At 70.0% G+C, this 22,634-nt stretch carries 19 protein-coding genes and 1 pseudogene; 10 read left to right on the forward strand and 10 right to left on the reverse strand.

Annotated elements, in window-relative coordinates:
* Positions 1-140: pseudogene (locus tag VGU65_RS09355) on the forward strand (IS481 family transposase); the annotation flags it as partial.
* Here the strand turns inward: VGU65_RS09355 and VGU65_RS09360 are convergent.
* From VGU65_RS09360 to VGU65_RS09375, 4 genes are all read right to left on the reverse strand, one after another.
* Positions 137-892 carry a glycosyltransferase family 2 protein gene (locus tag VGU65_RS09360; protein WP_327475038.1) on the reverse strand — a complete coding sequence of 252 codons (756 nt, stop codon included), beginning with the start codon at positions 890-892 and terminating at the stop codon, positions 137-139. The pseudogene VGU65_RS09355 and the gene VGU65_RS09360 overlap by 4 nt on opposite strands.
* Complete coding sequence (locus VGU65_RS09365) at positions 885-2,156, reverse strand: O-antigen ligase family protein (protein WP_327475040.1); 1,272 nt, start codon at positions 2,154-2,156, stop codon at positions 885-887. The genes VGU65_RS09360 and VGU65_RS09365 overlap by 8 nt, the downstream gene beginning before the upstream one ends.
* Before the next feature lie 86 nt (positions 2,157-2,242).
* Entirely contained in the window at positions 2,243-3,367 is a 1,125-nt protein-coding gene (locus VGU65_RS09370) for a glycosyltransferase (RefSeq protein WP_327475042.1), read from the reverse strand.
* An 87-nt stretch (positions 3,368-3,454) separates the two neighbouring features.
* Complete coding sequence (locus tag VGU65_RS09375; RefSeq protein ID WP_327475044.1) at positions 3,455-3,661, reverse strand: zinc-finger domain-containing protein; 207 nt, start codon at positions 3,659-3,661, stop codon at positions 3,455-3,457.
* Positions 3,662-3,917: 256 nt separating this feature from the next.
* Between VGU65_RS09375 and VGU65_RS09380 the strand changes: the two genes are divergently transcribed.
* Complete coding sequence (locus VGU65_RS09380) at positions 3,918-5,183, forward strand: Yip1 family protein (protein WP_327475045.1); 1,266 nt, start codon at positions 3,918-3,920, stop codon at positions 5,181-5,183.
* Positions 5,184-5,254: 71 nt separating this feature from the next.
* Here the strand turns inward: VGU65_RS09380 and VGU65_RS09385 are convergent, their stop codons facing one another.
* Together VGU65_RS09385 and VGU65_RS09390 are read right to left on the reverse strand one after the other, a co-directional pair.
* Positions 5,255-5,833 (reverse strand): YceI family protein, encoded by a 579-nt coding sequence (locus VGU65_RS09385; protein WP_327475047.1) that lies wholly within the window; start codon positions 5,831-5,833, stop codon positions 5,255-5,257.
* Between the two features lie 26 nt (positions 5,834-5,859).
* Entirely contained in the window at positions 5,860-6,465 is a 606-nt protein-coding gene (locus tag VGU65_RS09390; protein WP_327475048.1) for a malonic semialdehyde reductase, read from the reverse strand.
* Positions 6,466-6,605: 140 nt separating this feature from the next.
* On the opposite strand from VGU65_RS09390, the gene VGU65_RS09395 reads away from it, so the two are divergent.
* Both VGU65_RS09395 and VGU65_RS09400 read left to right on the forward strand, forming a co-directional pair.
* Positions 6,606-7,583, forward strand: coding sequence for a mitochondrial fission ELM1 family protein (locus VGU65_RS09395; RefSeq protein ID WP_327475050.1), 978 nt, complete (start codon positions 6,606-6,608; stop codon positions 7,581-7,583).
* Between the two features lie 110 nt (positions 7,584-7,693).
* On the forward strand, positions 7,694-7,999 hold the full coding sequence (locus VGU65_RS09400) for a GNAT family N-acetyltransferase (protein WP_327475052.1): 306 nt from the start codon (positions 7,694-7,696) through the stop codon (positions 7,997-7,999).
* A gap of 1 nt (position 8,000) precedes the next feature.
* Here VGU65_RS09400 and glnE read toward each other — a convergent pair whose 3' ends face one another.
* Positions 8,001-10,841: a bifunctional [glutamate--ammonia ligase]-adenylyl-L-tyrosine phosphorylase/[glutamate--ammonia-ligase] adenylyltransferase gene (gene glnE / locus VGU65_RS09405; protein ID WP_327475054.1), complete on the reverse strand. Its 2,841-nt coding sequence runs from the start codon at positions 10,839-10,841 to the stop codon at positions 8,001-8,003.
* Between the two features lie 126 nt (positions 10,842-10,967).
* On the opposite strand from glnE, the gene VGU65_RS09410 reads away from it, so the two are divergent.
* Together VGU65_RS09410 and VGU65_RS09420 are read left to right on the forward strand one after the other, a co-directional pair.
* A complete protein-coding gene (locus VGU65_RS09410; protein ID WP_327475056.1) occupies positions 10,968-12,863 on the forward strand; it encodes an LTA synthase family protein in 1,896 nt (631 codons plus the stop codon).
* A 612-nt stretch (positions 12,864-13,475) separates the two neighbouring features.
* The gene (locus VGU65_RS09420) at positions 13,476-13,820 is read left to right on the forward strand and encodes a hypothetical protein (RefSeq protein ID WP_327475058.1); all 345 of its coding nucleotides are present in this window, start codon (positions 13,476-13,478) and stop codon (positions 13,818-13,820) included.
* 60 nt (positions 13,821-13,880) lie between these two features.
* Here VGU65_RS09420 and VGU65_RS09425 read toward each other — a convergent pair whose 3' ends face one another.
* From VGU65_RS09425 to groES, 3 genes are all read right to left on the reverse strand, one after another.
* Positions 13,881-15,725, reverse strand: coding sequence for an ABC transporter ATP-binding protein (locus VGU65_RS09425; protein ID WP_327475060.1), 1,845 nt, complete (start codon positions 15,723-15,725; stop codon positions 13,881-13,883).
* Positions 15,726-16,075: 350 nt separating this feature from the next.
* Positions 16,076-17,719 (reverse strand): chaperonin GroEL, encoded by a 1,644-nt coding sequence (groL, locus tag VGU65_RS09430; protein ID WP_327475062.1) that lies wholly within the window; start codon positions 17,717-17,719, stop codon positions 16,076-16,078.
* A gap of 121 nt (positions 17,720-17,840) precedes the next feature.
* A complete protein-coding gene (groES, locus tag VGU65_RS09435; RefSeq protein ID WP_049623107.1) occupies positions 17,841-18,134 on the reverse strand; it encodes a co-chaperone GroES in 294 nt (97 codons plus the stop codon).
* Positions 18,135-18,364: 230 nt separating this feature from the next.
* Between groES and cutA the strand changes: the two genes are divergently transcribed.
* From cutA to VGU65_RS09455, 4 genes are all read left to right on the forward strand, one after another.
* Positions 18,365-18,703 (forward strand): divalent-cation tolerance protein CutA, encoded by a 339-nt coding sequence (gene cutA / locus VGU65_RS09440; RefSeq protein ID WP_327475071.1) that lies wholly within the window; start codon positions 18,365-18,367, stop codon positions 18,701-18,703.
* A 58-nt stretch (positions 18,704-18,761) separates the two neighbouring features.
* Positions 18,762-19,658, forward strand: coding sequence for a DMT family transporter (locus tag VGU65_RS09445; RefSeq protein ID WP_327475073.1), 897 nt, complete (start codon positions 18,762-18,764; stop codon positions 19,656-19,658).
* 73 nt (positions 19,659-19,731) lie between these two features.
* A complete protein-coding gene (locus VGU65_RS09450; RefSeq protein WP_327475075.1) occupies positions 19,732-21,918 on the forward strand; it encodes a protein-disulfide reductase DsbD family protein in 2,187 nt (728 codons plus the stop codon).
* Position 21,919: 1 nt separating this feature from the next.
* Positions 21,920-22,447: a TlpA family protein disulfide reductase gene (locus tag VGU65_RS09455; protein WP_327475077.1), complete on the forward strand. Its 528-nt coding sequence runs from the start codon at positions 21,920-21,922 to the stop codon at positions 22,445-22,447.
* Positions 22,448-22,634 lie beyond the last annotated feature (187 nt).

Here is a 22,634-nt window from a genome sequence, read left to right on the forward strand (position 1 = left end):
ACGAGCACTCTGCCCAGCGCGCCGCCCATTGGCTGACCTGGCTACACCAGTACAACTGGCATCGGCCACACGCCAGCCTGGATTACCGGGCCCCAATCACCCGCATCACCATGAACAACCTGGTGGGTTTACACAGCTAGCGGTTGCCGCGCGCGCGCACGCGCGCCTCGTGCAGCTTGGCGTATTTGAGGAACGCATAGAACGCGTGCACGCGCGCGGCGATGAACCCCGCCCAGCCGGCGCGCCAGTGCCCGCGCAACAGGTAGTAGCGCAGGAACGCGACGCTCGGGTAGGCCACCAAGCGCCAGCCAAGCCAGGCGTGCTGCCGCCGCACGTCCGCAGCCTGCAGCGAGGAGTAGCGGTTGGCCTTGTCCACGCGCCCGGCGATGTCGCGCTCGCCGTAATGGTCCAGCACGAGCGCCAGCACGCCTACGGGCCCGTCCACATGCACGGTCTCGTGCACGCTGTGCCCGCTCATGCGCGCGCGCTGGCGATCGAACAGCCGCACGTAGTGGTTGAGGCGCGCACGCGGCGATTGCCAGCGCCAGAACACCCACTCGCGCCGCCATAGCTGATAACCCGCGCAGGCGGGGTCCTGCAGTATCCGCCGCACGATGTTCGCCGCGTCCGGCGGCAGCGCTTCGTCCGAGTCCAGCAACAGCACCCAGCGGTGCGAGGCCAGGTCGATCGCCGCCTGCTTCTGCGCGCTGTAGCCGGCAAACGGCTGCACGTGGACGCGCGCGCCATGGTGCTGCGCGATCGCCACCGTGGCATCGGCCGAGCCGGAGTCGAGCACGACGAGCTCATCGGCCCAGCGTGCCGAGGCCAGGCACGCCTCGAGCGTGTCGGCGCTGTTGTAGGCGGTGACGACGACCGACAGCAGCTCAGCCATGCGCCTGTGCCATCGGCGGGTCGCGGTCTGCGTAGAGGGCCGCGCACCACAGGCCCAGCAGCCAGGCGAACAGCAGGCCCCACCAGGCCGAATAGAAGGCCAGATGCGTGTTGAGCGGGAACAGCATGACGCCGAGCGCCACGGTCGCCGGAAACGCCCGCGCGCGCGCCGCCGGCCCCGCCCGCCGCCACGCCCGCACGGCCAGCACGGTGCCGGCCAGCCAGAGCAGCAGCCCGGCTGAACCCGTCTCGGTCAGCACCTCGAGCACCAACTGGTGCGCATGGCAGGCGCCCTCGCCCACGCCACAGGCCTCGGCCACCAGGAAATGGTCGTTGGCCGGGGCATAGTCCGGGTAGGCGTAACGGAAGCCGCGCACGCCCACGCCATTCCAGGGATGGTCGGCGATCATCCGCAGGCTCGCGCGCCAGATCGCCGGCCGGCCGGTCAGCGCCTCGTCCAGGCCACTCGCGTTGCCACCCAGCACGGCCAGCGTCCGCTCCATCCGTTCGTGGAAGCGCACCGAGGTGCGCCACGCCAGCGCACCGGCCAGCCCCGCCAGCACCATGCCGAACATGCACCACAGCGCGAAGCGCCGCACCGTGCCTGCCTCGCGCCAGGCAAAGGCGAGAGCGGCCAGGCCGTAGCACAGCCAGCCGGCGCGCGAGCCGGCCAGCAGCACCGGCCCCAGCAGCACGAGAAAGACCAGCACCAGACCGGCACGCCCCCATCGCTCGCGCGCCGCCCACAGCGCGAATGGCGCAAGCACGGCCAGCGTGGGCCCGAGCTTGAGGTTGTCCGCACCGAAGATGCCGGAGATGCGCTCGGCCTGCGCAGGCCCGCCCAGGCTCCAGCCGGTGAGCGCCTGCAGCCAGGCATCGGCGACCCACACCGCCAGCACCACGGCGACGGCCCAGTAGAGCGCGCGCAGCCCGCTGTCGCGGCAAATCACCAGACAGGCATACAGGCCCAGCGGCAGGTAACGCAGCAGACCCGCCGTGGTGCCCCAGCTCTTGCCCGGCATCACCGCGTCGATCGACGACAGCAGCGCCGCACCGATGTAACAGGCGAGCAGCCCCAGCAGCAGCCAGGCGCCGGCGTGCCCGCGCAGCGCACCGGGCCGCCGCGCCAGCAACAGGGCCATGCCGACCAGGCACGCCGCCGTACCCAGCTCCGAGCTGCGCCCGAACGGCAGCAGCGCCACCACCAGCCAGAACGGCAGCAGCGGCGAACCCAGGAAACGGACGAGGGCGCGTGCGGGAGACATCACGGCATTGTAGGCGGAGCGGACACCTTCGTTCCCTGGACAGCCGACGCCCGGAATTGTCGGCTGCCGCTGCGCGGCGAGCGGGGTCAGCCGGCCACTTCGCCGTACAAGGCCAGCACGGCCTGCTGCATGTCCGACAGGCGGTAGCTCTGCAGCATGGGAATGGGCGGTGCCACGCGCAGCAGTTCGGCCGCACGCTCGACCAGCTTTTCGCGGTCGCCCAGCGGCACGCGGCCGGCCGGATACAGCTCGGCCAGCAACTCGCCGACACCGCCGTGGGCGTAGCCGAGCACCGGGCGGCACAGCGACAGGGCCTCGACCACGGTCCGGCCGAACGACTCGGGCTTGGTCGACAGCTGCAGCACCAGCGCGGACATCGCATAGATGTCGCGCACGTCGTTGCGTGGCGGGGTGAGTACCACCTGCGCATCGAGGCCACGCTCGCGGATCAGCCGCCGCAGCTCCTCCACGTAGGCCTCGCGACCGGGCTCGATCACGCCCAGCAGAAGCAAGCGCACCTCGATGTCGCGGCGCTTGAGCTCGGCGATCAGCTCGATCGCCTCGTGATGGCCCTTCAGGCGCGTGCCCCGTCCGGGCAGGGTCAGCAGGGGCGCGCCGGCCAGCTGCGGGAACTCGGCCAAGAAGGCCCGCTGCCAGGCGTCATCCGGACGGTGGCCGTAGGGAAACGCCTCCGGGTCGATGCCCCGCGGGATCACCCGCACCCGCGCCGGATCCAGCCACGGGTAATGGCTGAGCACGTAGTCGCGCATGGTCTGCGACACCGCGATCACCCGCTCGCCGCGCAGCAGGATCGAGCTGTAGATGCCCGGGGAGTTCAGGCCGTGCACGGTGGTGACGAAGCGCGGCCGCGGCGCCATCCCGCGCAGCGCCCACCACGCCAGCCAGGCCGGCAGGCGCGAACGGGCGTGCACGATGTCCGGCGCCAGTTCGCGCAGCTGGCGCCGCAACGCACCGATGCGCAGCAGCGAGCGCGGCGACTTGGTGCCGATGTCCAGGGCGACGTGCTCGCTGCCCTCCGCCTCCAGCTGGGCGACCAGGCGGCCGCCGGCGGAGATCACCACCGAGCGGTGCCCCGCGGCCACCAGCGCGCGGGCCACCTCCAGCACCGAACGCTCCGCCCCGCCGGAGTTCAGCGCCGGGATCAGCTGGACGACGACCAGACGCCGGGTGGGGGTGACGACGGCAGACATGAGGGGGTGTTGGGTGGCCTTCATCCAAAGGGACAAGCAGCGATCGTGCCGATGCGCCGGTGGATCGGCCGCCGCCGGGGGCCGCCTTCAGTCGCGCAGGACGTAATGCGCGCCGCAGTAGGGGCAGACCGACTCGCCGCCGTCCTCGACGATCGGCAGGTAGACCTTCGGATGGGAGTTCCACAGCGACATGGCCGGCATCGGACAGGACAAGGGCAGGTCCTTGCGCGTCACTTCGTAACGATTTTCGGCATTCGCCGGGATCGGCGCGGCCTCGGACAGGGGGCGCGACATGGCAGGCTCCAGGAAGGGCTCGGAAACCGGGCATGGTAGCAGGGCGCGCCGGTCGGCAACCGGCTCACGCCCCGGCGGGCGCTGCATTAGATCCCACTGGACTTCGCCCCGCCGTTGGCCTCAACTTGTGCGCGCTGGCGGCGTCCGAGGGGGGACGGCGCCTGGGGGGCGAGCAGGGGTGCCGTGCGGCCAGCCAAGGCCGCAGGCGGCCTGGCAGCGCCCGTCGCAGGATCAACCTGTCGCAAGGGGATAGACCATGGACTTCGGAAAGATCACCGCCCGCGTCAAGGGCATGCTCGCCACTCCCAAGACCGAATGGCCGCTCGCGGCCGCCGAGCCGGCCACCGTCGGCAGCCTGTACGCCGGCTACATCGCCTGGATCGCCGCGCTGCCGGCGATCGCCGGCTTCATCAAGGGCAGCCTGATCGGCTATGGCGCCTTTGGCATCAGCTATCGCACCCCGATCGGCGCAGGCATCGGCGCGATGGTGCTGCACTGGGTGCTGTCGCTGGCGGTCGCCTACGTCGTCGCGCTGATCATCAACGCGCTGGCCGGCACCTTCAACGGCCAGAAGGACATGGTGCAGGCGCTCAAGACGGTGGCCTACTCGTGGACCGCCGCCTGGGTCGCCGGCATCGCGGTGATCATTCCCTGGCTGGGCTGGCTGATCGGCCTGCTCGGCGCGATCTATGCGATCTACCTTTTGTACCTGGGCCTGCCCTTCACCATGAAATGCCCGCCCGAGAAATCCGGCGGCTACACCGCGCTCTCCGTGATCGTGGCGATCGTTCTCTCCTGGATCGTGAGCCTGGTCGTGGCCGGCGTGATCGGCACCGCCGTGCTCGGCGGCGCGGCAATGACCGGCGCGCACCTGGGCAGCACCAGCGGTGACAACGTCACCGTCGATCCCAACAGCGCACTGGGCAAGCTTGCCGCCATGGGCGAGCGCGCCGACCAGGCCAGCAAGGAGCTGGACGCCGCGCAGAAGTCCGGCGACAGCGCCGCGCAGCAGGCGGCGGCGGGCAAGATGATGGGCGCCGCGATGGGCAACGACGGCACCGTGCAGGCGCTGTCCACCGACCAGGTCAAGGCCTTCCTGCCCGACACGCTGCTGGGCCTCAAGCGCACCAGCAGCTCGGCCCAGCGGACCAACGCGATGGGCATGCAGGTGACCGAGGCGCATGCCGAATACGGCGACGGCAATGGCCGCAACCTCACCCTGGAAGTCACCGACATGGGCACCGCCAAGGGCCTGATGGCGATGGCCGGCGCGATGGCGCCCGAAGAGGAGCGCACCACCGACCACGGCTATGAGAAGACCTACACCGCCGGTGGCCGGCTCACGCACGAATCCTGGGACGAGCAGAACAAGGACGGCGAGTACAGCGTGGTGGTCGGCCAGCGTTTCACGGTCAAGGCCAACGGCAACGCCAACAGCATCGGCGAGCTCAAGCAGGCGGTGGCGAGCGTCGACCTGGGCAAGCTCGAAAGCCTGAAGAACGAGGGCGCCGCGGCGCACTGACGCCCGGGCGCCGTGCAAAGAAAAAGCCCGCGCAAAGTGCGGGCTTTTTTTCTTTTCCAGGCAGCGGCCGGTTATTTGGCGGCCGAGCCCTCGGTGGTGATGTGCAGGCTGATCTCGTCGCTCACGTTGGGCACGTAAGCCGACACGCCGAAATCCGAGCGCTTGAGGGTGCCGGTGGCGTCGAAGCCGATCGACTGCTTGCCGCTCATCGGGTGCTTGCCGACCTTGTTGAGCGTCGCATCGAGCACCACCGGGCGGGTCACGCCGTGCACAGTGAGATCGCCGGTGACGCGGAAATGTCCGTTGCCGATCGGCTCGACACGGGTGCTCTTGTAGGTCGCCAGCGGGTACTTGGCCGAGTCGAGGAAATCGGGCTTGGCCAGGTGTTCGTTCAGCGCGGGCACGTGCGTGTCCAACCCCGACATCGGCAGAGTCACCTCCACTTTCGCCTGTTCCGGGTGCTGCGGGTCGAACGTCAACGTGCCCTGCCCCAGGCCGAGTTCGGCGGTGGGATGGGAGAAGCCGAAGTGGCTCCAGCTGAACAGCACCATGGTGTGGTGCGGGTCGAGCGTGTAGGTGACCGGTGCCGCCTGGGCGATGGCGGCGGCGCCGAGCAGGCCGGCGAAGAGGAGGGCTTTGAACGTGCGCATGGGTGGGGCTCCTGTGGAGGGCGTTTTCAGACGACGCGGCAGGCTTCGTCGAACGTGAAGCGTTCTTCGCGCGGCCGCAGCACGGCGGGGTTGCCGTAGCCGATGTTGATGAGGAAGTTGGAACGCACCTGCGTGCCGGCGAAGAACGCCTCGTCGACCATGGCGTTGCGGAAGCCAGACATCGGGCCGCAATCCAGGCCCAGCGCGCGCGCCGCCATGATCAGGTAGGCGCCCTGCAGGCTGGAGTTGCGGAAGGCCGTCGAGTCGATCGCCGCGGGCTTGCCGGCGAACCAGCTGGTCGCATCGGGCGATTCCTTGTACAGGCGCGGCAGATGCTCGTAGAAGGCATGGTCGGCCGCGACGATCACCGTCACCGGCGCGGCCATGGTCTGGGCGAGGTTGCCGCGATCCAGCGCCGGCTCCAGCTTCGCCTTGCCCTCGGGCGAGCGCACGAACACGAAGCGTGCCGGCGAGGCGTTGGCGCTGGTGGGCGCCAGCTTGGCCAGGTCGTAGATCGCGTGCAGCTGCGCATCGCTGACCGGCTTGTCCAGCCAGGCGTCGGCCGAGCGGCGGTAGGTGCGCGCGGTGCGGAACAACTGGTCGAGGGCGGCCTCGGAAAGCACTTCGCTCATGGGTATCCTTTGGGCGGTCTGGGGCGCGCCATCCGGCGCGGTCGATCCGCAAGTGTAAGCCCAAGGCGGTGGTTGGTCCGGGTGTCGAAAAAGGAACCGAGCGTGCACGATCCGTCAACAATCGACCGCCCCGCTACCGCATGAACGCGCCACGCCACGAATGCTGGGTGATCACCGACGCAGCCGCCGGCAACCAGCGCCAGGCGCTGGCGCTGGCCGAACGCCTGGACCTGCCGATACGCCCGCTGGTGCTGGAGGCCCGCGCGCCGTGGTCGTGGCTCGCCCCGCGGGTGATCCTGGGCGGCAGGCTCGCCCTGCCGCCGGGCGAGCGCGCGGGATTCGCGCCGCCGTGGCCGCGGGTGGCGATCGGCTGTGGCCGGACCGCGGCGCTGTTCACGCGGATGCTGCGCACGCTTTCACACGGGCGCTGCCATACGGTGCAGATCCTCGACCCGCGCATGGACCCGCGCCACTGGGACACGCTCATCGCGCCGCGCCACGACGGCGTCGCCGGTCCCAACGTGCTGACGCCACTGGGCTCGCTCAACCCGGTGGACGAGGAGTGGCTGGCGGACGCCCGTGAGGCCTGGCCGCACCTGGCCGAGCTGCCGGCGCCACGCATCGGCGTGCTGCTCGGCGGCCCGCGGCACGGCATCGCGATGGACGCGGCCTGGACGCAGGCGTTCATCAGCGGCCTGCGCGCGCTGCACCAGCGCCGCGGAGGCAGCCTGCTGGTGCTGGCCTCGCGGCGCACGCCGCCCCGCCTGGGCGGCGCGCTGCGCGAAGCTTTCTGTGACGTGCCGGGCCTGCACTGGACGGGCGCCGAGGGTCCCAATCCTTACCCTGGCGTGCTCGCCTGGGCCGACCGCCTGGTGGTCACCCCCGACTCGGTGAACATGCTGTCCGAAGCCTGCGCCGTCGGCTGCGCGGTGCACACCTTCGCGCCCCCTCCACTGCCGGACAAGCTCGCCCGTTTCCACCGCGCGCTGCGCGAAGCGGCCTTGCTGCACGACCTCGACGGCGACGCTCCCGATCGCCAGCCGCCGCTGCGCGAAACGGCCGCGATCGCCGCGGCAACGCGCCGGCGGCTGGGCCTCTCCGGCGAAGGCCAACCGTGAGCCTGGCATCGGTCACGGTCCGCAACTGAATCGGGCGACATCGCGGCCGCCCATGCGCTGCTCGGGCGGAACGGCTGGGCGCAACGCATCGGCAGCGGGAACGCTTCGCCTTGCCGCTCGAGCTCTCGCAACGCATCGCCGTGGCAGTGCTGGACGGGGAGGTGGTCGGCTTTGCCTGTGCCCTGACCGACGGGCTCTCCAACGGCTACCTGTCCATGGCCCTGATGGCGCCAGAGCAGCGCGGCCGCGGCGTCGACAGCGCAACGGTGCGGCACGTGACGGGCGACGATCCGGCGATCACCTGGTGCTGCGCGCGGGCCGCGAAGGTGCAGGCGGGTTCTTCGAGCGGCTGGACTTCCATACCCCCACGCTTGCGATGGAACACTTGCGCCGCTGAAGCGCAACGGCCGGCATAGATCAGAACCCGAAACCCAGCGCGCCGGTGACCGCATGCACCTGCCCGCACCAGGCCTCCAGCGTCGCGTCACGGGCCGCGAGGCGCGGGCGCAGGTCCAAGGTGCAGGCCAAGGCACGCTCGATCAGGTCGGCATGCACCCGCGCGAGCGTGTCCGCCTGCGCCTCATCGAGCAGGCCGGCACGCCGGCAGGCCTCGATCAGCGCCGCATTGGCGGTCTGCTCCAGCAACTGCGGGTAGGCCGCGGCATGGGCGAGCACCAGCCCCTGCAGCGCGAATTCGATGTCCAGCAGGCCGCCCTGCCCCTGCTTGAGATCGAACCACGCCGCGTCGGAGCGATCGCGCTCGGCGCGCCAGCGCTGGCGCATCTGGCTGACGTCGGCAAGCACCGCCGCGCGCTCGCGTGGCACCGCCAGCACCTCGCGGCGCACCCGGCCCAGCGCATGGCCGAGCACGGCATCGCCGGCCACCGGGCGGGCACGCAGCAGCGCCTGGTGTTCCCAGGTCCAGGCACGGCTGCGCTGGTAGGCGTCGAAGGCTTCCAGGCTGCTCACCAGCAGACCCTTGGAGCCGTCCGGCCGCAGCCGCGTGTCGACCTCGTACAGCCGCCCGGCACGCGTGAGCACGGTCAGCCAGTTCATCACCCGCTGGGCCAGGCGCTGGTACCAGCGCGCGCCGTCCAGCGGCCGCGCGCCATCGCTGCTGGCCTGGGTGCGCGCGCCGTCGAACACGAACACCAGATCCAGGTCGGAGGCGAAACCCAGCTCCTCGCCGCCCAGGCTGCCGTAGCCGTACACGGCGAAGCCCGATCCTTCGCCCGGCAGGCGGCCATGCTGCGCGACCAGTTCACGCTCGGCCAGCGCGGTGACCGCCTCGACCACCGCGGCCGCCAGCGCGGCGAGCCGGCGCGCGGTGGCCACCGCGTCGGCACGCCCGTCGTTGAAGGCCAGTCCCAGGCGGAAGGCGATGCTGTCCTTCAACTCGTTGATGCGCTCCAGTTCGGCCTCGGCCTCGCGTTCGTCCAGCGTGGCCAGCACCCGGCTGATCTCGGCGCTGATGTCGGCACGCTTCAACGGCAGCTGGTCGATGCGCGGGTCGAGCACGTCGTCCAGCAGCAAGGGCTGGGCGATCACCCGCTCGGCCAGGAAGGCGCTATCGGCGAACAGCGAGGCCAGCCGCGCACGCGCTGCCGGCTGCTCCTCCAGCAGCGCGAGGTAGGCCGAGCGCCGCGCCACCGCCTGCACCAGCCGGCACAGCCGCAGCAGGCACGGCAGCGGCGCGGCGCTGGCGCGTGCGGCGCCGATCAGGTGCGGCATCAGGTGATCGAGCCGCTCGCGCGAGCGTGGCGACATGGCGCGCACGGCGGACGCCTGCGGCAGCTTGGCCAGCGCCTCGGCTGCCTCGCCTCCGGGCACGAAGCCGGCGGCCTCCAGCGCCGCCGCCTCCGGCAGGCCTGCGCAGGCCTGTTGCCACAGCGTGGCATCGGCGACCCCCACGCTGGCCGCGCGGCCACCGGCAGGCATCAGCACGGTGGCGAACTCCTCGCTGACGAGGGCGCGGTGGTGCGCCAGCTCCGCCTCCAGCGCCTGCCAGTGCTCGTGCCCCAGCCCATGTGCGATGCGCTCGCGGCTGAGCGGGTCGCCGGGAATATCGTGGGTCTGCGCGTCCCGCAGCATCTGCACGCGGTTCTCCACCCTTCGCAGGCAGCGGTAGGCCTCGCGCAGCGCCTTGGCGCGCGCGGCGCCGATGTGGCCGCGCGCCTCGCAGGCGGACAGCGCCGGCAGCAGTCCACGCACGCGCAGGGAGGGCTCGCGGCCGCCGCGGATCAGCTGGGTGAGCTGCACGATGAACTCGATCTCGCGGATGCCTCCAGGGCCGAGTTTTAGGTTGTCGGCCAAGTCCTTGCGCGCGACTTCGGCGTCGATCAGCGCCTTCATCTCGCGCAGCCCGGCGAAGGCGGTGTAGTCGAGGTACTTGCGGTAGACGAACGGGCGCAGGAGCTCCTGCAGCTGCTTGCCGGCCGCACGGTCGCCCGCCACCGGGCGGGCCTTGATCCAGGCGTAGCGTTCCCAGTCGCGGCCCTCGCTCTGGTAGTACTGCTCCATCGCGGCGAAGGAGAGCGCCAGCCGCCCCGCGTTGCCGAACGGGCGCAGGCGCAGGTCCACGCGCGCGCAGATGCCATCGTCGGTGGGTTCGTTGAGCAGGCGCACCAGGTGGCGACCCAGCCGCACGAAGTATTCGCTGTTGTCCAGCGTGCGTACGCCGTCGCTCTGGCCGCCTTGCGGGTAGGCCAGCACCAGGTCGATGTCGGAGGAGAAGTTGAGCTCGCCGCCGCCGAGCTTGCCGAAGCCGACCACCACCAGCCGCTGCAGCGCACCCTCGGCACTGCGAGCGTGGCCGAAGCGCGCGGCGAGCGAACGCTCGGACCAGTCCAGCGCGGTGCAGAGCAGCGCCTCGTACAGCGCACTGGTGGCCGAAAGCGTTTCGGCCAAGTCGTCCAGCCCGTTGACGTCACGGAACACCAGCCGCAACGCCTCGGCGTGGCGGAAGCGGCGCAGCGCGGCCAGTGTGGCGAGCTCGTCCTGCGGCAAGGCCAGGGCGCCGATGCGGGTGCCCGCGTCACCGCCGGCCCGCAGACGCTCCAGCCCAGCCGGCGCAAGCAGCTGCGGCTGGCGCCGCCAGACCTCGAAGGCGAAATCGCTGGTCGCCAGCGTGGCGCGGATGCGCTCGGCCACCCCGGCGTCGTCGTGCAGCGCGACCCCGGTGGCTCGACAGCGGGCGGCCAGCTCGGCGTAGCGGTCATCGATCAGCGCGCGCAGCGCGGGGCTCTCGGGTGCAGGCATCGGGCCATTGTGCCGCAGCCCGTGCCCGCATGAACCGCCAGCAACCGCTCTGGCCGGACGAACGAGTAGTTCATTTCCGCCCGATTACAGTCATTCTTCCCCATGTGATACCGGCGAGACATCCGCATGTCCCACCCTTCCCACCCAACGACCGCGCGCTGGCGACCGCTTGCCGGGCGTGTGACGGCCGTGGTGCTGATGAGCCTGGCCTTCGTGCTCCTGACCGGCCTGGTCGACGGCGGCGTGGGCGTGGTGCCACCGCGGATGCTCGACCAGGCGCGCTTCCCCCTCGCCAACGCCTGGCCGGGGCTGCTGGCCGCGTGGCTGCTGCTGGCGTTGACGCGGCGGCTGCTGTTTTCCTTCGGCCTGGTGTTCCTGTTGCAGGGGCTGGTCTACGGGGTCAACGCACTGAAGATCGCCAACCTGGGCAACCCGCTGATGCCGGCGGACTTCCTGATGGTCGACCAGTTGCGCAAGGGCGGCGCGCACGTGCTGCTGGGCTACCTGCCGCACAGCCCCTGGCCCTACCTGGGGATGCTGGCCGGCATCGCGTTGGTGGTGGCGATGTGGCGGCTGGAGCCGCCGCTGTTCGCGCGGCGCACACGCGGCGGGCGATTGTTCTCGGGCGTCGCAACCGGCGTGCTGTTGGTGAGCCTGCTCGGCGGCGTGGCGGCCTGGGGCAAGCTCTACAACGGGCGCGTGCTGTGGCTCGAGCCCTGGTCGGCCAGCTCGACCGCCACTCATTCGGGGCTGGTCAGCTCGCTCCTGATGTTCCACCTGCAATATGGGCACGGCAAGAAAGTGGCCGACCCGGCGGCGGCCAAGGCGCTGATCGCGCAGAACAGCCAGGCGCTGCACGACCACCTGCAGCCGGTGTCGCCGCCCAGCGGCGAGCTGCCGGACATCGTGGTGGTGCAGAGCGAATCGTTCTTCGACCCGCGCATCATGCGCGGCTACGAGGAAAGCGACTTCACGCCCAACCTGGTGCGCCTGGAAAAGCACGGCCTGAGCGGCCCGCTGCACGTGCCCACCTTCGGTGGAGGCACCATCCGCACCGAGTTCGAGGTGCTCACCGGGCTGTCGCTGCGCTACTTCGATGAACTGCAGTTCCCCTACCTTACGCTGCACCAGAAGGTGGTGCCCAGCCTGGTCCGCACGCTGCGTGCGCACGGCTACACGACCACCGCGCTGCACGGCAACGATCCCTCGTTCTGGAACCGCACCAGCGCGTTCAAGGCGATCGGCTTCGACCGCTTCATCTCGCAGTCCTCGTTCCCCAAGAACGCCCCAAATGACGGCAAGTACATGGCCGACAGCGCGATGACCGACGAAATCTTGGCGCAGCTCAAGGATGCCGGCCCGCCGCAGTTCCTGTTCGCGATCAGCATCGAGGCGCACGGCCCCTACGACGTGCCGCCGGCCAACACCGCCGAGCGCGACGCCATCCCCGTGCCTGACGGCATCAGCGGCAAGGACAAGCTGGAGTTGCAGACCTACCTCTATCACGCGCGCCATGCCGACGCCGAGCTGGGCCGGCTGGCCAAGCTGCTGGCGCAGCGCGGCCGGCCGACCCTGCTGCTGTTCTACGGCGACCATCTGCCGGCGCTGAGCAACAGCTACGCGATCACCGGCTTCGCCGACAATGGCGACATGTTGCGCGAGCCGGGCGTGTGGCTGCTCATCGACCCGCGCAACCCCGGCGCGCCCCAGCGCGAGAGCCTCGCTTCCTGGATGCTGCCGGGCCGGTTGCTGGAGAGCGCCGGCATCCACCGGGACTCCTATTTCGCACTGACCCAGGTGCTGGCGCCGCAACTGGCGGACCTCACCTACGCGCCCGGCGCGCCGCCGCCGGACGAAACCGCGGAGCAGCAGGTGATCGACCAGGACATGGCCAGCGTCGCCCTGCTGCGCATGAAGGGCAAGCTGGACGCGTTGATGCCTGCGCAGCCGGTGCCCTCGTCCGTCGCGGCGGCGCACGAGCCGCTGCCGGCACCGGACGCTGCCTACGGCGCGCACCGCTGACTGCCCGGCGGCACGGCGGCGCCACGCAGACGCGGCCGTCGGCGCCGGCGCCGGCGGTGCGAAGCCAATGAGCATGAGCATAGGCATGGCGGCTTCCCCAGGCTGTTCGAGAGCGCGCCGCTGCCGCCTGCGCTGGACCTTTCCGGCAAGCCGTGGTGGCGCTCGGCGGCGACACCGGCATGGACCGCAACCGTACGGCGCTGCGTCTGGGCGCGGCTTCGGTCACCTGCGTCTATCGCCGCGGCGAGGCGAGCATGCCCGGCTCCGTGCGCGTGGTCGCTACAGCCCAGAGGAAGGCGTGTGCCTGTTCCGTCCTAGCTCCCGCACGGTGCGAGGCGCATTGGGCCGCGGCCCGACGGCCGGCTGAGGGCCGGCGGCAAGCGCTTACTACGAAGGGCGGCGCTTGAGACCGCCTGAGCCGTGGGCCCGGCGGCGAGGGCGGCCACCATTTCCGCCCAGCGGCGTTTTTTTCACCGCGCGTGGACGTCGCCGCGTTCATTGATCTGTCCCCGCGCTTAAGGCCGCAGGCGACGCTTCACAGACCGCTCGGGTTTGCGCGCCTAGCGTCGGCACGGTTGTAACCGCCCGCACAATCAGCCCACGGAGCGACCTATGCACAAGATCCTGCCAGCCCTCATCGCCGGTGCCAGCGTGTTCGCCATCCCCACCTTCGCGCAGGTCATTCCCGGCCAGTCCACCACCGGCGCACAGGGTTCCACGCAGGCGAGCGTCTCGGGTACCGGCATGCCCTCGAACACGGCCGTCGGTGCAAACGCGAGCACCGGCACCGATGCCTCGGGCAATTCGACGCTCGGCTTGGGCGGTCTGCTCAGGCAAACCCAGGGCGACTCCTCGGCCACGTCTGTAGACGAAGGCGCCGGCCCCACCGGCTCGCTCGACACCAGGACCGATGCGAAGGCCCGCCTGAAGAAAGCCCGCGCCGCGCACGGGCACTGAGCTTGGGCCAGGGTGACCGGGCGCCTTTCCCCCGGCACGGGAAGGGCGCCCCGGAGCCGCTCAGGCCAAGACATCCTCCGCCGCCACGAAGCCGCCGGTCTGGCGCTCCCATAGCCGGGCGTACAGGCCGCCGTGCGCGATCAGCTGCGCGTGCGTGCCGCTCTCCACGATGTGGCCTTTGTCCAGCACCACCAGCCGGTCCATGCGCGCGATGGTGGAGAGCCGGTGCGCGATGGCGATCACCGTCTTGCCCTGCATCAGCAGGTCCAGGCTTTCCTGGATGGCCGCTTCGGCTTCGGAATCGAGCGCACTGGTGGCCTCGTCCAGCACCAGGATCGGCGCGTCCTTGAGCAGCACGCGGGCGATGGCGATGCGCTGGCGCTGGCCACCGGAGAGCTTGACGCCGCGCTCGCCCACGTAGGCATCGCAGCCGCGCCGGCCCTCGCCATCGGAGAGCGTGGGGATGAATTCGTCCGCGCGCGCCTTGCGCACGGCGTCCGCGATCTGCGCGTCGGTCGCGGCGGGACGGCCATAGAGCAGGTTGTCGCGGATCGAGCGATGCAACAGTGAAGTGTCCTGGGTGACCACGCCGATCTGCGAGCGCAGGCTTTCCTGGATGACTGCGGCGATGTCCTGGCCATCGATGAGGATGCGCCCGCCTTCCAGGTCGTAAAGCCTGAGCAGCACGTTCACCAGCGTGGACTTGCCCGCCCCGGACGGACCGACCAGGCCGATCTTCTCGCCTGCGCGCACGGTGAGGTCCAGCCCGGCGATCACGCCGCCGGCCTTCCCGTAGTGGAAGTGGATGTCCTGGAAGCGCACCTCGCCGCGCGTGACGGCGAGCGGGCTGGCGCCGGGCGCATCCTGCACCGCGCGCGGCTGCGCGATGGTTTCCATGCCGTCCTGCACCGTGCCGATGTTCTCGAAGATGCCGTTGACCACCCACATGATCCAGCCGGACATGTTGTTGATGCGGATCACCAGGCCGGTGGAGAGCGCGATCGCGCCCACGGTCACATGGCCGCGGCTCCACAGCCACAGCGCCAGCCCCGAGGTGCCGACGATCAGGAAGCCGTTGAGCGTGGTGATGGTGGCGTCCATGGCGGTGGTCTGGCGGGTCATCGCGCGCGTCTTGTCGACCTGCTCGTGCAACGCGTCGGCCACGTAGGTTTCCTCGCGCCGGGTGTGCGCGAAGAGCTTCAGCGTGAGGATGTTGCTGTAGCCGTCGACGATGCGCCCCATCAGCTTCGAGCGCGACTCCGAGGCCTTCCACGAGCGCTGCCGCGTGCGCGGGATGAAGAACGCCAGAGTGGCGATGTAGAGCAGCAGCCACAGCACCAGCGGCGCGGCCAGCCAGGCATCGGCCTTGGCGAACATCACGATGGCGCTGCCCGTGTAGATCGCCACGTACCAGATCGCATCGACGATCTGCACCGCCGATTCCCGCAGCGAGCTGCCGGTCTGCATGATGCGGTTGGCAATGCGTCCGGCGAAATCGTTCTGGAAGAACGAAAGGCTCTGGCGAATCACATAACGATGGTTCTGCCAGCGGATGCGCGCCGTCACGTTCGGCACGATCGCCTGGTTGACCAGCAGGTCGTGCAGCGAGTTGAACAGCGGCCGGGCGATCAACGCCACGAACGCCATCCAGGCCAACTCGCGGCCGTGCTGGCGGAAGAACGCCGCACCCTCGGCGACCTTGGCCATGTCCACCAGTCGGCCGATGAAGGCGAACAGCGACACCTCGATGACCGAGACGAAGAAGCCGACCACCAGCACCGCCACGAACATCGGCCACACCTGGCGCAGATAGAACAGATAGAAGCGCCCGGGCGTGCCCGGCGGCATCACGTCGGCCGGTTCCTTGAACGGATCGATCAGCGATTCGAACCAGCGAAAGAGCATGGGGAAAGCGCCACCTTTGGGGAATGACCATTGTGGACCAGCCACCGGCGCGACCGCAGTGAACGCCAGCAGCCCCGACGAGCGCGCGCCAGGCGCGACCTCGCGCCGGGGAACCGTTACACGGCCTACGCGGCCGCCCGGCCACCTCCCTTGCCCCGCTCCCCGAGCGCCGGCAGGCGAGCCAAGTCGCGAGGAGCCACCATTTGGCCAACCCGAAAGGCTGACGAAGCCCCAGGCGCAGGGAGGAACCCCCCTGGTCGCGCACAGGTGCGCTCCTACGGGCCGTCGAGGCGAAAAAGAAAACCCCGCACCAGGCGGGGTTTTCTCGGTACTGCGGAGGAAAGCCGGACTTAGAAGTCCATGCCGCCCATGCCACCCATGCCGCCCGGGGCGCCACCGTGGCTGTGCTCTTCCTTCTTCGGGAGCTCCGCCACGATCGCCTCGGTGGTGATCGCCAGGCCCGCGACCGAGGAGGCGTGCTGCAGCGCGGTGCGGGTGACCTTGGTCGGGTCCAGGATGCCCATCTGCACCATGTCGCCGAACTCGCCGGTGGCGGCGTTGTAGCCGAAGTTGCCCTGGCCGTCCTTGACCTTGTTGAGGATCACCGAGGGCTCTTCGCCGGCATTGGCGACGATCGCGCGCAGCGGCGCTTCCAGCGCGCGGCGGGTGATGGCGATGCCGAGGTTCTGGTCCTCGTTATCGCCCTTCAGGCCTTCGACGGCCTTGAGCGCACGGATCAGGGCGACGCCGCCGCCCGGCACCACGCCTTCCTCGACCGCCGCACGGGTGGCGTGCAGGGCGTCTTCGACGCGGGCCTTCTTCTCCTTCATCTCGACCTCGGTGGCGGCGCCGACCTTGATGACGGCCACGCCGCCGGCCAGCTTGGCCACGCGCTCCTGCAGCTTCTCGCGGTCGTAGTCGGAGGAGGTCTCCTCGATCTGCGCCTTGATCTGGCTGATGCGCGACTGGATGCGCTCCGCCTCGCCCGCACCATCGATGATCGTGGTGTTTTCCTTGGTGATCACCACGCGCTTGGCGCGGCCCAGGTCGTTGATGGTCGCCTTCTCGAGCTGCAGGCCGACTTCCTCGGAGATCACCTGGCCGTTGGTCAGGATCGCGATGTCCTCGAGGATGGCCTTGCGGCGGTCACCGAAGCCCGGCGCCTTGACGGCGGCGACCTTGACGATGCCGCGGATGGTGTTGACCACCAGCGTGGCCAGCGCCTCGCCCTCGACTTCCTCGGCGACGATCAGCAGCGGCTTGCCGGCCTTGGCGACGGCCTCCAGCACGGGCAGCAGCTCGCGCACGTTGGAGATCTTCTTGTCGTGGATCAGGATGAACGGGTCGTCCAGTTCAACCTGCTGCGACTGCTGGTTGTTGATGAAGTACGGCGAGAGGTAGCCGCGGTCGAACTGCATGCCCTCGACGACGTCGAGCTCGTTTTCCAGGCCCGAACCTTCCTCGACGGTGATCACGCCTTCCTTGCCGACCTTCTTCATCGCGGTGGCGATGATGTCGCCGATGTTGGCGTCGCTGTTCGCCGAGATCGTGCCGACCTGCGCGATCGCCTTGTCGTCGGCGGTCGGGTTGGACAGCTTCTTGAGCTCGCCCACGGCCGCGATCACGGCCTTGTCGATGCCGCGCTTCAGGTCCATCGGGTTCATGCCGGCGGCAACGGCCTTGAGGCCTTCCTGGATGAACGCCTGCGCCAGCACGGTGGCGGTGGTGGTGCCGTCACCGGCGACGTCGGAGGTCTTGGAGGCGGCTTCCTTGACGATCTGCGCGCCGAGGTTCTCGTACTTGTCCGAGAGCTCGATCTCCTTGGCGACGGACACGCCGTCCTTGGTGATCGTCGGGGCGCCGAAGCTCTTCTCGAGCACGACGTTGCGGCCCTTGGGGCCCAAGGTGACCTTGACCGCATTGGCCAGGGTGTTCACGCCCTTCAGGATGCGCGAGCGGGCGTCTTCGCCGAAGCGGACTTCTTTGGCTGCCATAAATTTTTTCCTTGAAAAAATTTGAAATTAGGTACGGAGAATTCCGCGAAAGGGGTGCAACAAGGAGCCGAAGGCGACTGGCGTGCGCGCTTTGCTTCCGCGCTCACCAATCACAGCCAACTCAGCCCTCGATCACCGCCACGATGTCGTCTTCCTTCAGGAAGACCAGCTCTTCGCCGTCGATCTTGATTTCCTGGCCGGCGTACTTGCCGAACAGCACCACGTCGCCTTCCTTCAGGCTCATCGGACGGACGTTGCCGTCTTCCAGGATGCGGCCGGTACCGGCGGCGATGACCTTGCCGCGGGTCGGCTTCTCGGTTGCGCTGTCGGGGATGACGATGCCGCCGGCGGAGACGCGCTCCTCTTCCAGGCGCTTGACGATGACGCGATCGTGCAGCGGACGCAGTTTGCTCATGGACGGAACTCCACAGTTCAGGGTTGAAAGAGGTGAGGATCACCGGAACGCTGTTAGCACTCGGTGATGGTGAGTGCCAATTCTACCGGCGCGACCGGCCTCTGCAAGAGGTCGGAACGCGAATGGCTTTGCAGGTGGGGGGCGCTCGGCGTGTTTCAAGGCTTGGCTTTGGCGCCGGAGGCATCCGGCACTCTTCGATTGGCGCCGCCCGAGGGCTACCATGCCGCGCCATGTCCGACCCCGTCCTGCTCTGCTACTGCACCTGTCCCGATGACGACAGCACCCGACGCATCGCCGAGGCATTGGTGAGCGAACGCCTGGCCGCCTGCGTGAACCGGTTGCCGGGCATCGCTTCGACCTATCGCTGGCAGGACCAGGTCGTCACCGACGCCGAACACCTGCTGCTGATCAAGACCACCGCCACCCGCTTCGAGTCCCTGCGCGTGCGCCTGCTGGCGCTGCACCCATACGAGCTGCCCGAACTCATTGCCGTGCCCATCGAGCATGCCCACGAGCCCTACCTGGCCTGGGTCCGCGAAGCCACCGGCGAGGCGCCGCAAGACTGCTGACAGACCTTGTCAGTGGCACTGCCTCAAACTCGCATCTCCCACTCCCGCCAGCCCCACCATGAAGAAGATCGAATACGCCGTCCTGCTCTCGCTGGGCGCCCTGTGGGGCGGCTCGTTCCTGTTCATGCGCATGGGTGCCGGCGCCTTCGGCGCGCTGCCGCTGGCCGGCCTGCGCGCGATCGGCGCGGCGCTGTGTTTCCTGCCGCTGCTGGCCTCGCGCAAGCGCCTGGCCGAATGGCGCACGCACTGGCGGCCGATCGCCGTGGTCGGGCTTGCCAACTCGGCGTTGCCGTTCCTGCTGTTCACATTCGCCACCCGCAGCCTGCCGGCGGGCCTGGCCTCGATCATCGATGGCATGACGCCGATGTTTGCCGCGCTGATCGGCTGGCTGTGGCTGGGCCAGCGGCTGGATGCCTGGCGCGGCGCCGGGCTGGCGGCCGGCTTCGCGGGCATTCTCTGGCTAGCCGAGGGCAGCCTGGCGCTCGGGCCGGGCGCAGGCTTCGCGCTGCTTGCCTGCGTAGCCGCCACCGTGCTGTACGGCTATGCAGTGCATTACACGCACCTGCGCCTGGCGGGCGTCACGCCGCTGGTGGTGACGGTCGGCAGCCATATGGTCGCCGCCGTGGTGCTGCTGCCGACGACGCTGCTGGCCTGGCCGACCCAGGCGCCGCCGCTGCAGGCATGGCTGGCGGCCGCAGGCCTTGCCGTACTGTGCACCGCGCTGGCCTACGTCCTGTTCTTCTGGGTGCTGGCGCGGGTCGGCGCGGTGCGGATCATGGTGATCCCCTACCTGATTCCCGCCTTCGGCGTACTGTGGGGTGCGCTGCTGCTGCACGAACCGGTCACCGTCCGCATGCTGGGCGGCTGCGCGGTGATCCTGCTGGGTACGGCGCTGACCACCGGGCTGGCCCGTCCCCGCCGAGCCATGCCGGCGCTGGAAGCCGGAGAGACATAAGGCCGCAACGAACGGAGCCTCGCCCGGCGTGGTCCATAATGGCTCCCCCCACCGTTGTGCCGCTGGAGTCGCGATGCGCCCGATCACCGGCCGCCTGGCCGCCCGCCTGCCGTTGCTGGTGCTGCTGTTGTGCCTGGCCGCGCTGGCGCAGCCGCTGAGTGCGCAGGAAGACGACGGCCTGCTGCCGGTCACCCAGGCCTACCGGCTCTCCGCCGACACATCCGTTCCCGGCACGCTCAAGCTGCACTGGGAGATCGCGCCGGACTACTACCTCTACCGCGGCCGCATGAAGTTCAAGCCGGCTGACGGCGTGACGCTCGGCGCACCGGCCTTCCCCGACGGCGAGAAGCACCACGACGAATACCTGGGCGACGTGGAGATCTACCACCACGCGATCGATGCCAGCGTGCCCTACACGGTGGCGCCGGGCACCAGGCGACTGCGCGTCGGCGTGCAGTTCCAGGGCTGCCACGAAGTCGATCCGAAGATCTGCTATCCGCCGCATTCCGAGCAACTGGACCTGCCGCTGCCGGCGGCGCGCGCCGCGGCCGGTGGGGGGTCGCTCGGTGCCGCGTTGCAGAGCCTTGGCGCAACCCACGGTTCCACCGGCAGCGATGCGCCGCTCGCCGCCGAGCAGGCATTCAAGCTCGAAGCGCTAGCGCAGGACCCGCAGCACCTATTGCTGCGCTGGACCATGCCGCCCGGCTACTACCTCTACCGCGACCAGACGAAGCTGCGCCTGCGCGACGGCCGGGGCCTGACGCTGACGCCGCAATGGCCGGCCGGCACGCGCAAGGACGATCCTCACTTCGGCGGCGTCACCGTCTATTTCGGCGAGCTGGACCTGCCGGTGGTCGTCGGCGGCGACCTTGCCGGCCGCTCGCACCTGGCCCTGGACGCCAGTTTCCAGGGCTGCCAGGACGGCGGCCTGTGCTATCCGATGACTACCCGCGCGCTGGAGATCGACCTGGGCCCCGCGGCGCCGGCGATCGGCGCGCCCACCGCCACGGCGCCCGAAGCTCCGCCGGCCTCCGCCGAGCAGGGCACGCTGCAGACCAGCCTGTGGCTCGCCCTGCTGCTCGCCCTCGGCGGCGGCCTGGTGCTGAACCTGATGCCCTGCGTGCTGCCGGTGTTGTCGATCAAGGCGGTCGGCCTGCTCGAAAGCGGCGAGAGTCCGGCGCGCGCGCGGACGCACGCGATCGCCTACACCGCCGGGGTGCTGCTCAGCTTCATGGTGCTGGGGCTGTCCATCCTCGCGCTGCGTTCGGCCGGCCACGCGCTCGGCTGGGGCACCCAGCTGCAGCAGCCGCTGCTGGTCGGCGTGCTGGCGCTGGTGATGCTGGCGGTGGGCCTGTCGATGTCAGGGCTGGTGCAGTTCGGTGCCTCGCTGGGCAACACCGGCGCGGGACTGGCCACGCGCGGCGGCATCGCCGGCGACTTCTTCACCGGCGTGCTGGCGGTGGTGGTGGCCAGCCCCTGCACGGCGCCCTTCATGGGCAGCGCGCTGGCCTACGCCTTCGCCGCGCCGGCGATGCACGCGCTGCTGGTGTTCGTGGCGCTGGGCATTGGCCTCGCGCTGCCGTTCCTGCTGGTCGGCTTTGTGCCCTCGCTGGCACGGCGGCTGCCACGGCCGGGCCGCTGGATGGAGACGCTCAAGCAGCTGCTGGCCTTCCCTATGTATCTCACCGCGACGTGGCTGGCCTGGGTGCTGGCCAACCAGCGCGGCGCCGATGCGGTGGGACTGCTGCTGGTCGCCGCGGTGTTCCTGGCATTGACCCTGTGGTGGTTCGAGCGCAGCCGCAGCCGCGGCGGCCTGGTGCGGGCGCCGCTGCTGCTGGCCTTGCTGGCCACCCTGGCGCCGTTGTACGCGCTGTCGCAATTGCCCTCGCCAGTCCGTCCGGCGCAGGCCGACAGCGGGGTGGTCGCCTACAGCCCGGAGAAACTGGCCGGGCTGCGCGCCGCCGGCACGCCGGTGTTCGTCGACATGACCGCCGACTGGTGCGTCACCTGCAAGGCCAACGAGCACACCGTGCTGGACACGGCCGCCTTCCGCGCCTTGCTCCAGCGCACCGGCGCGGTCTACATGAAAGGCGACTGGACCGACGTCAACCCGACCATCACCACTTTCCTGGAGCACTACCACTCCCCGGGCGTGCCGCTGTACGTGGTGTTCCCGCGCGGCGGCGGCGAGGGGCGCAAGCTGCCGACGGTGCTCACCGCCGGCCTGGTCGAAAAGGCTCTGACCGAGGCGGCGCGCTGACATGATGAGCCGGGCGAGCTGGCTGATCCTGCTGCTGGCGGTGCTCGCCGCCGCGGGCGGCGGCTGGCTGCAGCACGCCTCGCGCACGCGGCACGGGCCGTACCTGGCCGGCCAGCCCGCGCCGGCGATGCAGCTGGCCGACCTGCAGGGGCGCACACACGCCTTGTCCGACTATGCCGGCCGTCGCGTGCTGGTCAACTTCTGGGCCAGCTGGTGCGGGCCGTGCCTGGAGGAGATGCCGGCGCTCGCCGCGGCGCAGGCCCGGTTCGGCGGCAACCGCCCGGTCGTGGTCGGCATCGCCATGGATACGCCGGACAACGTGCGCGCATATCTCCATCAGCATCCGGTCGCCTACCCGATCCTGCTCGGCCGACTGGACAGCCCCGACAGCGCGCAGCAGCTGGGCGATGGCGAGGGCGTGCTGCCCTACAGCGTGCTGCTGGGCGCGGACGGCAAGGTGCTGGAAAGCCACGCCGGCGTGCTGGATGCGGCCACGCTGGAACGCTGGCTCGGCAAGGGCTCCCCGTAGCGGCGCACGGGTGCGCAAGCGCGGATCCTCCCTGCCTGACAGGCAGCGGCAGGCAGACACCCGGCCCGGCGCCTCGTCCACCGGCCTCTCCCAGCTGGGACCTAAAAGCGTCCAGGGCCGCGATATCCGCAAGCCACATACGCCTACGCACGGTTTGTTCGTCGGTTCTCCGTCAAACATCGCCGAT

The sequence above is a fragment of the Frateuria sp. genome, from assembly GCF_035943815.1.
Classification (GTDB): domain Bacteria; phylum Pseudomonadota; class Gammaproteobacteria; order Xanthomonadales; family Rhodanobacteraceae; genus Frateuria_A.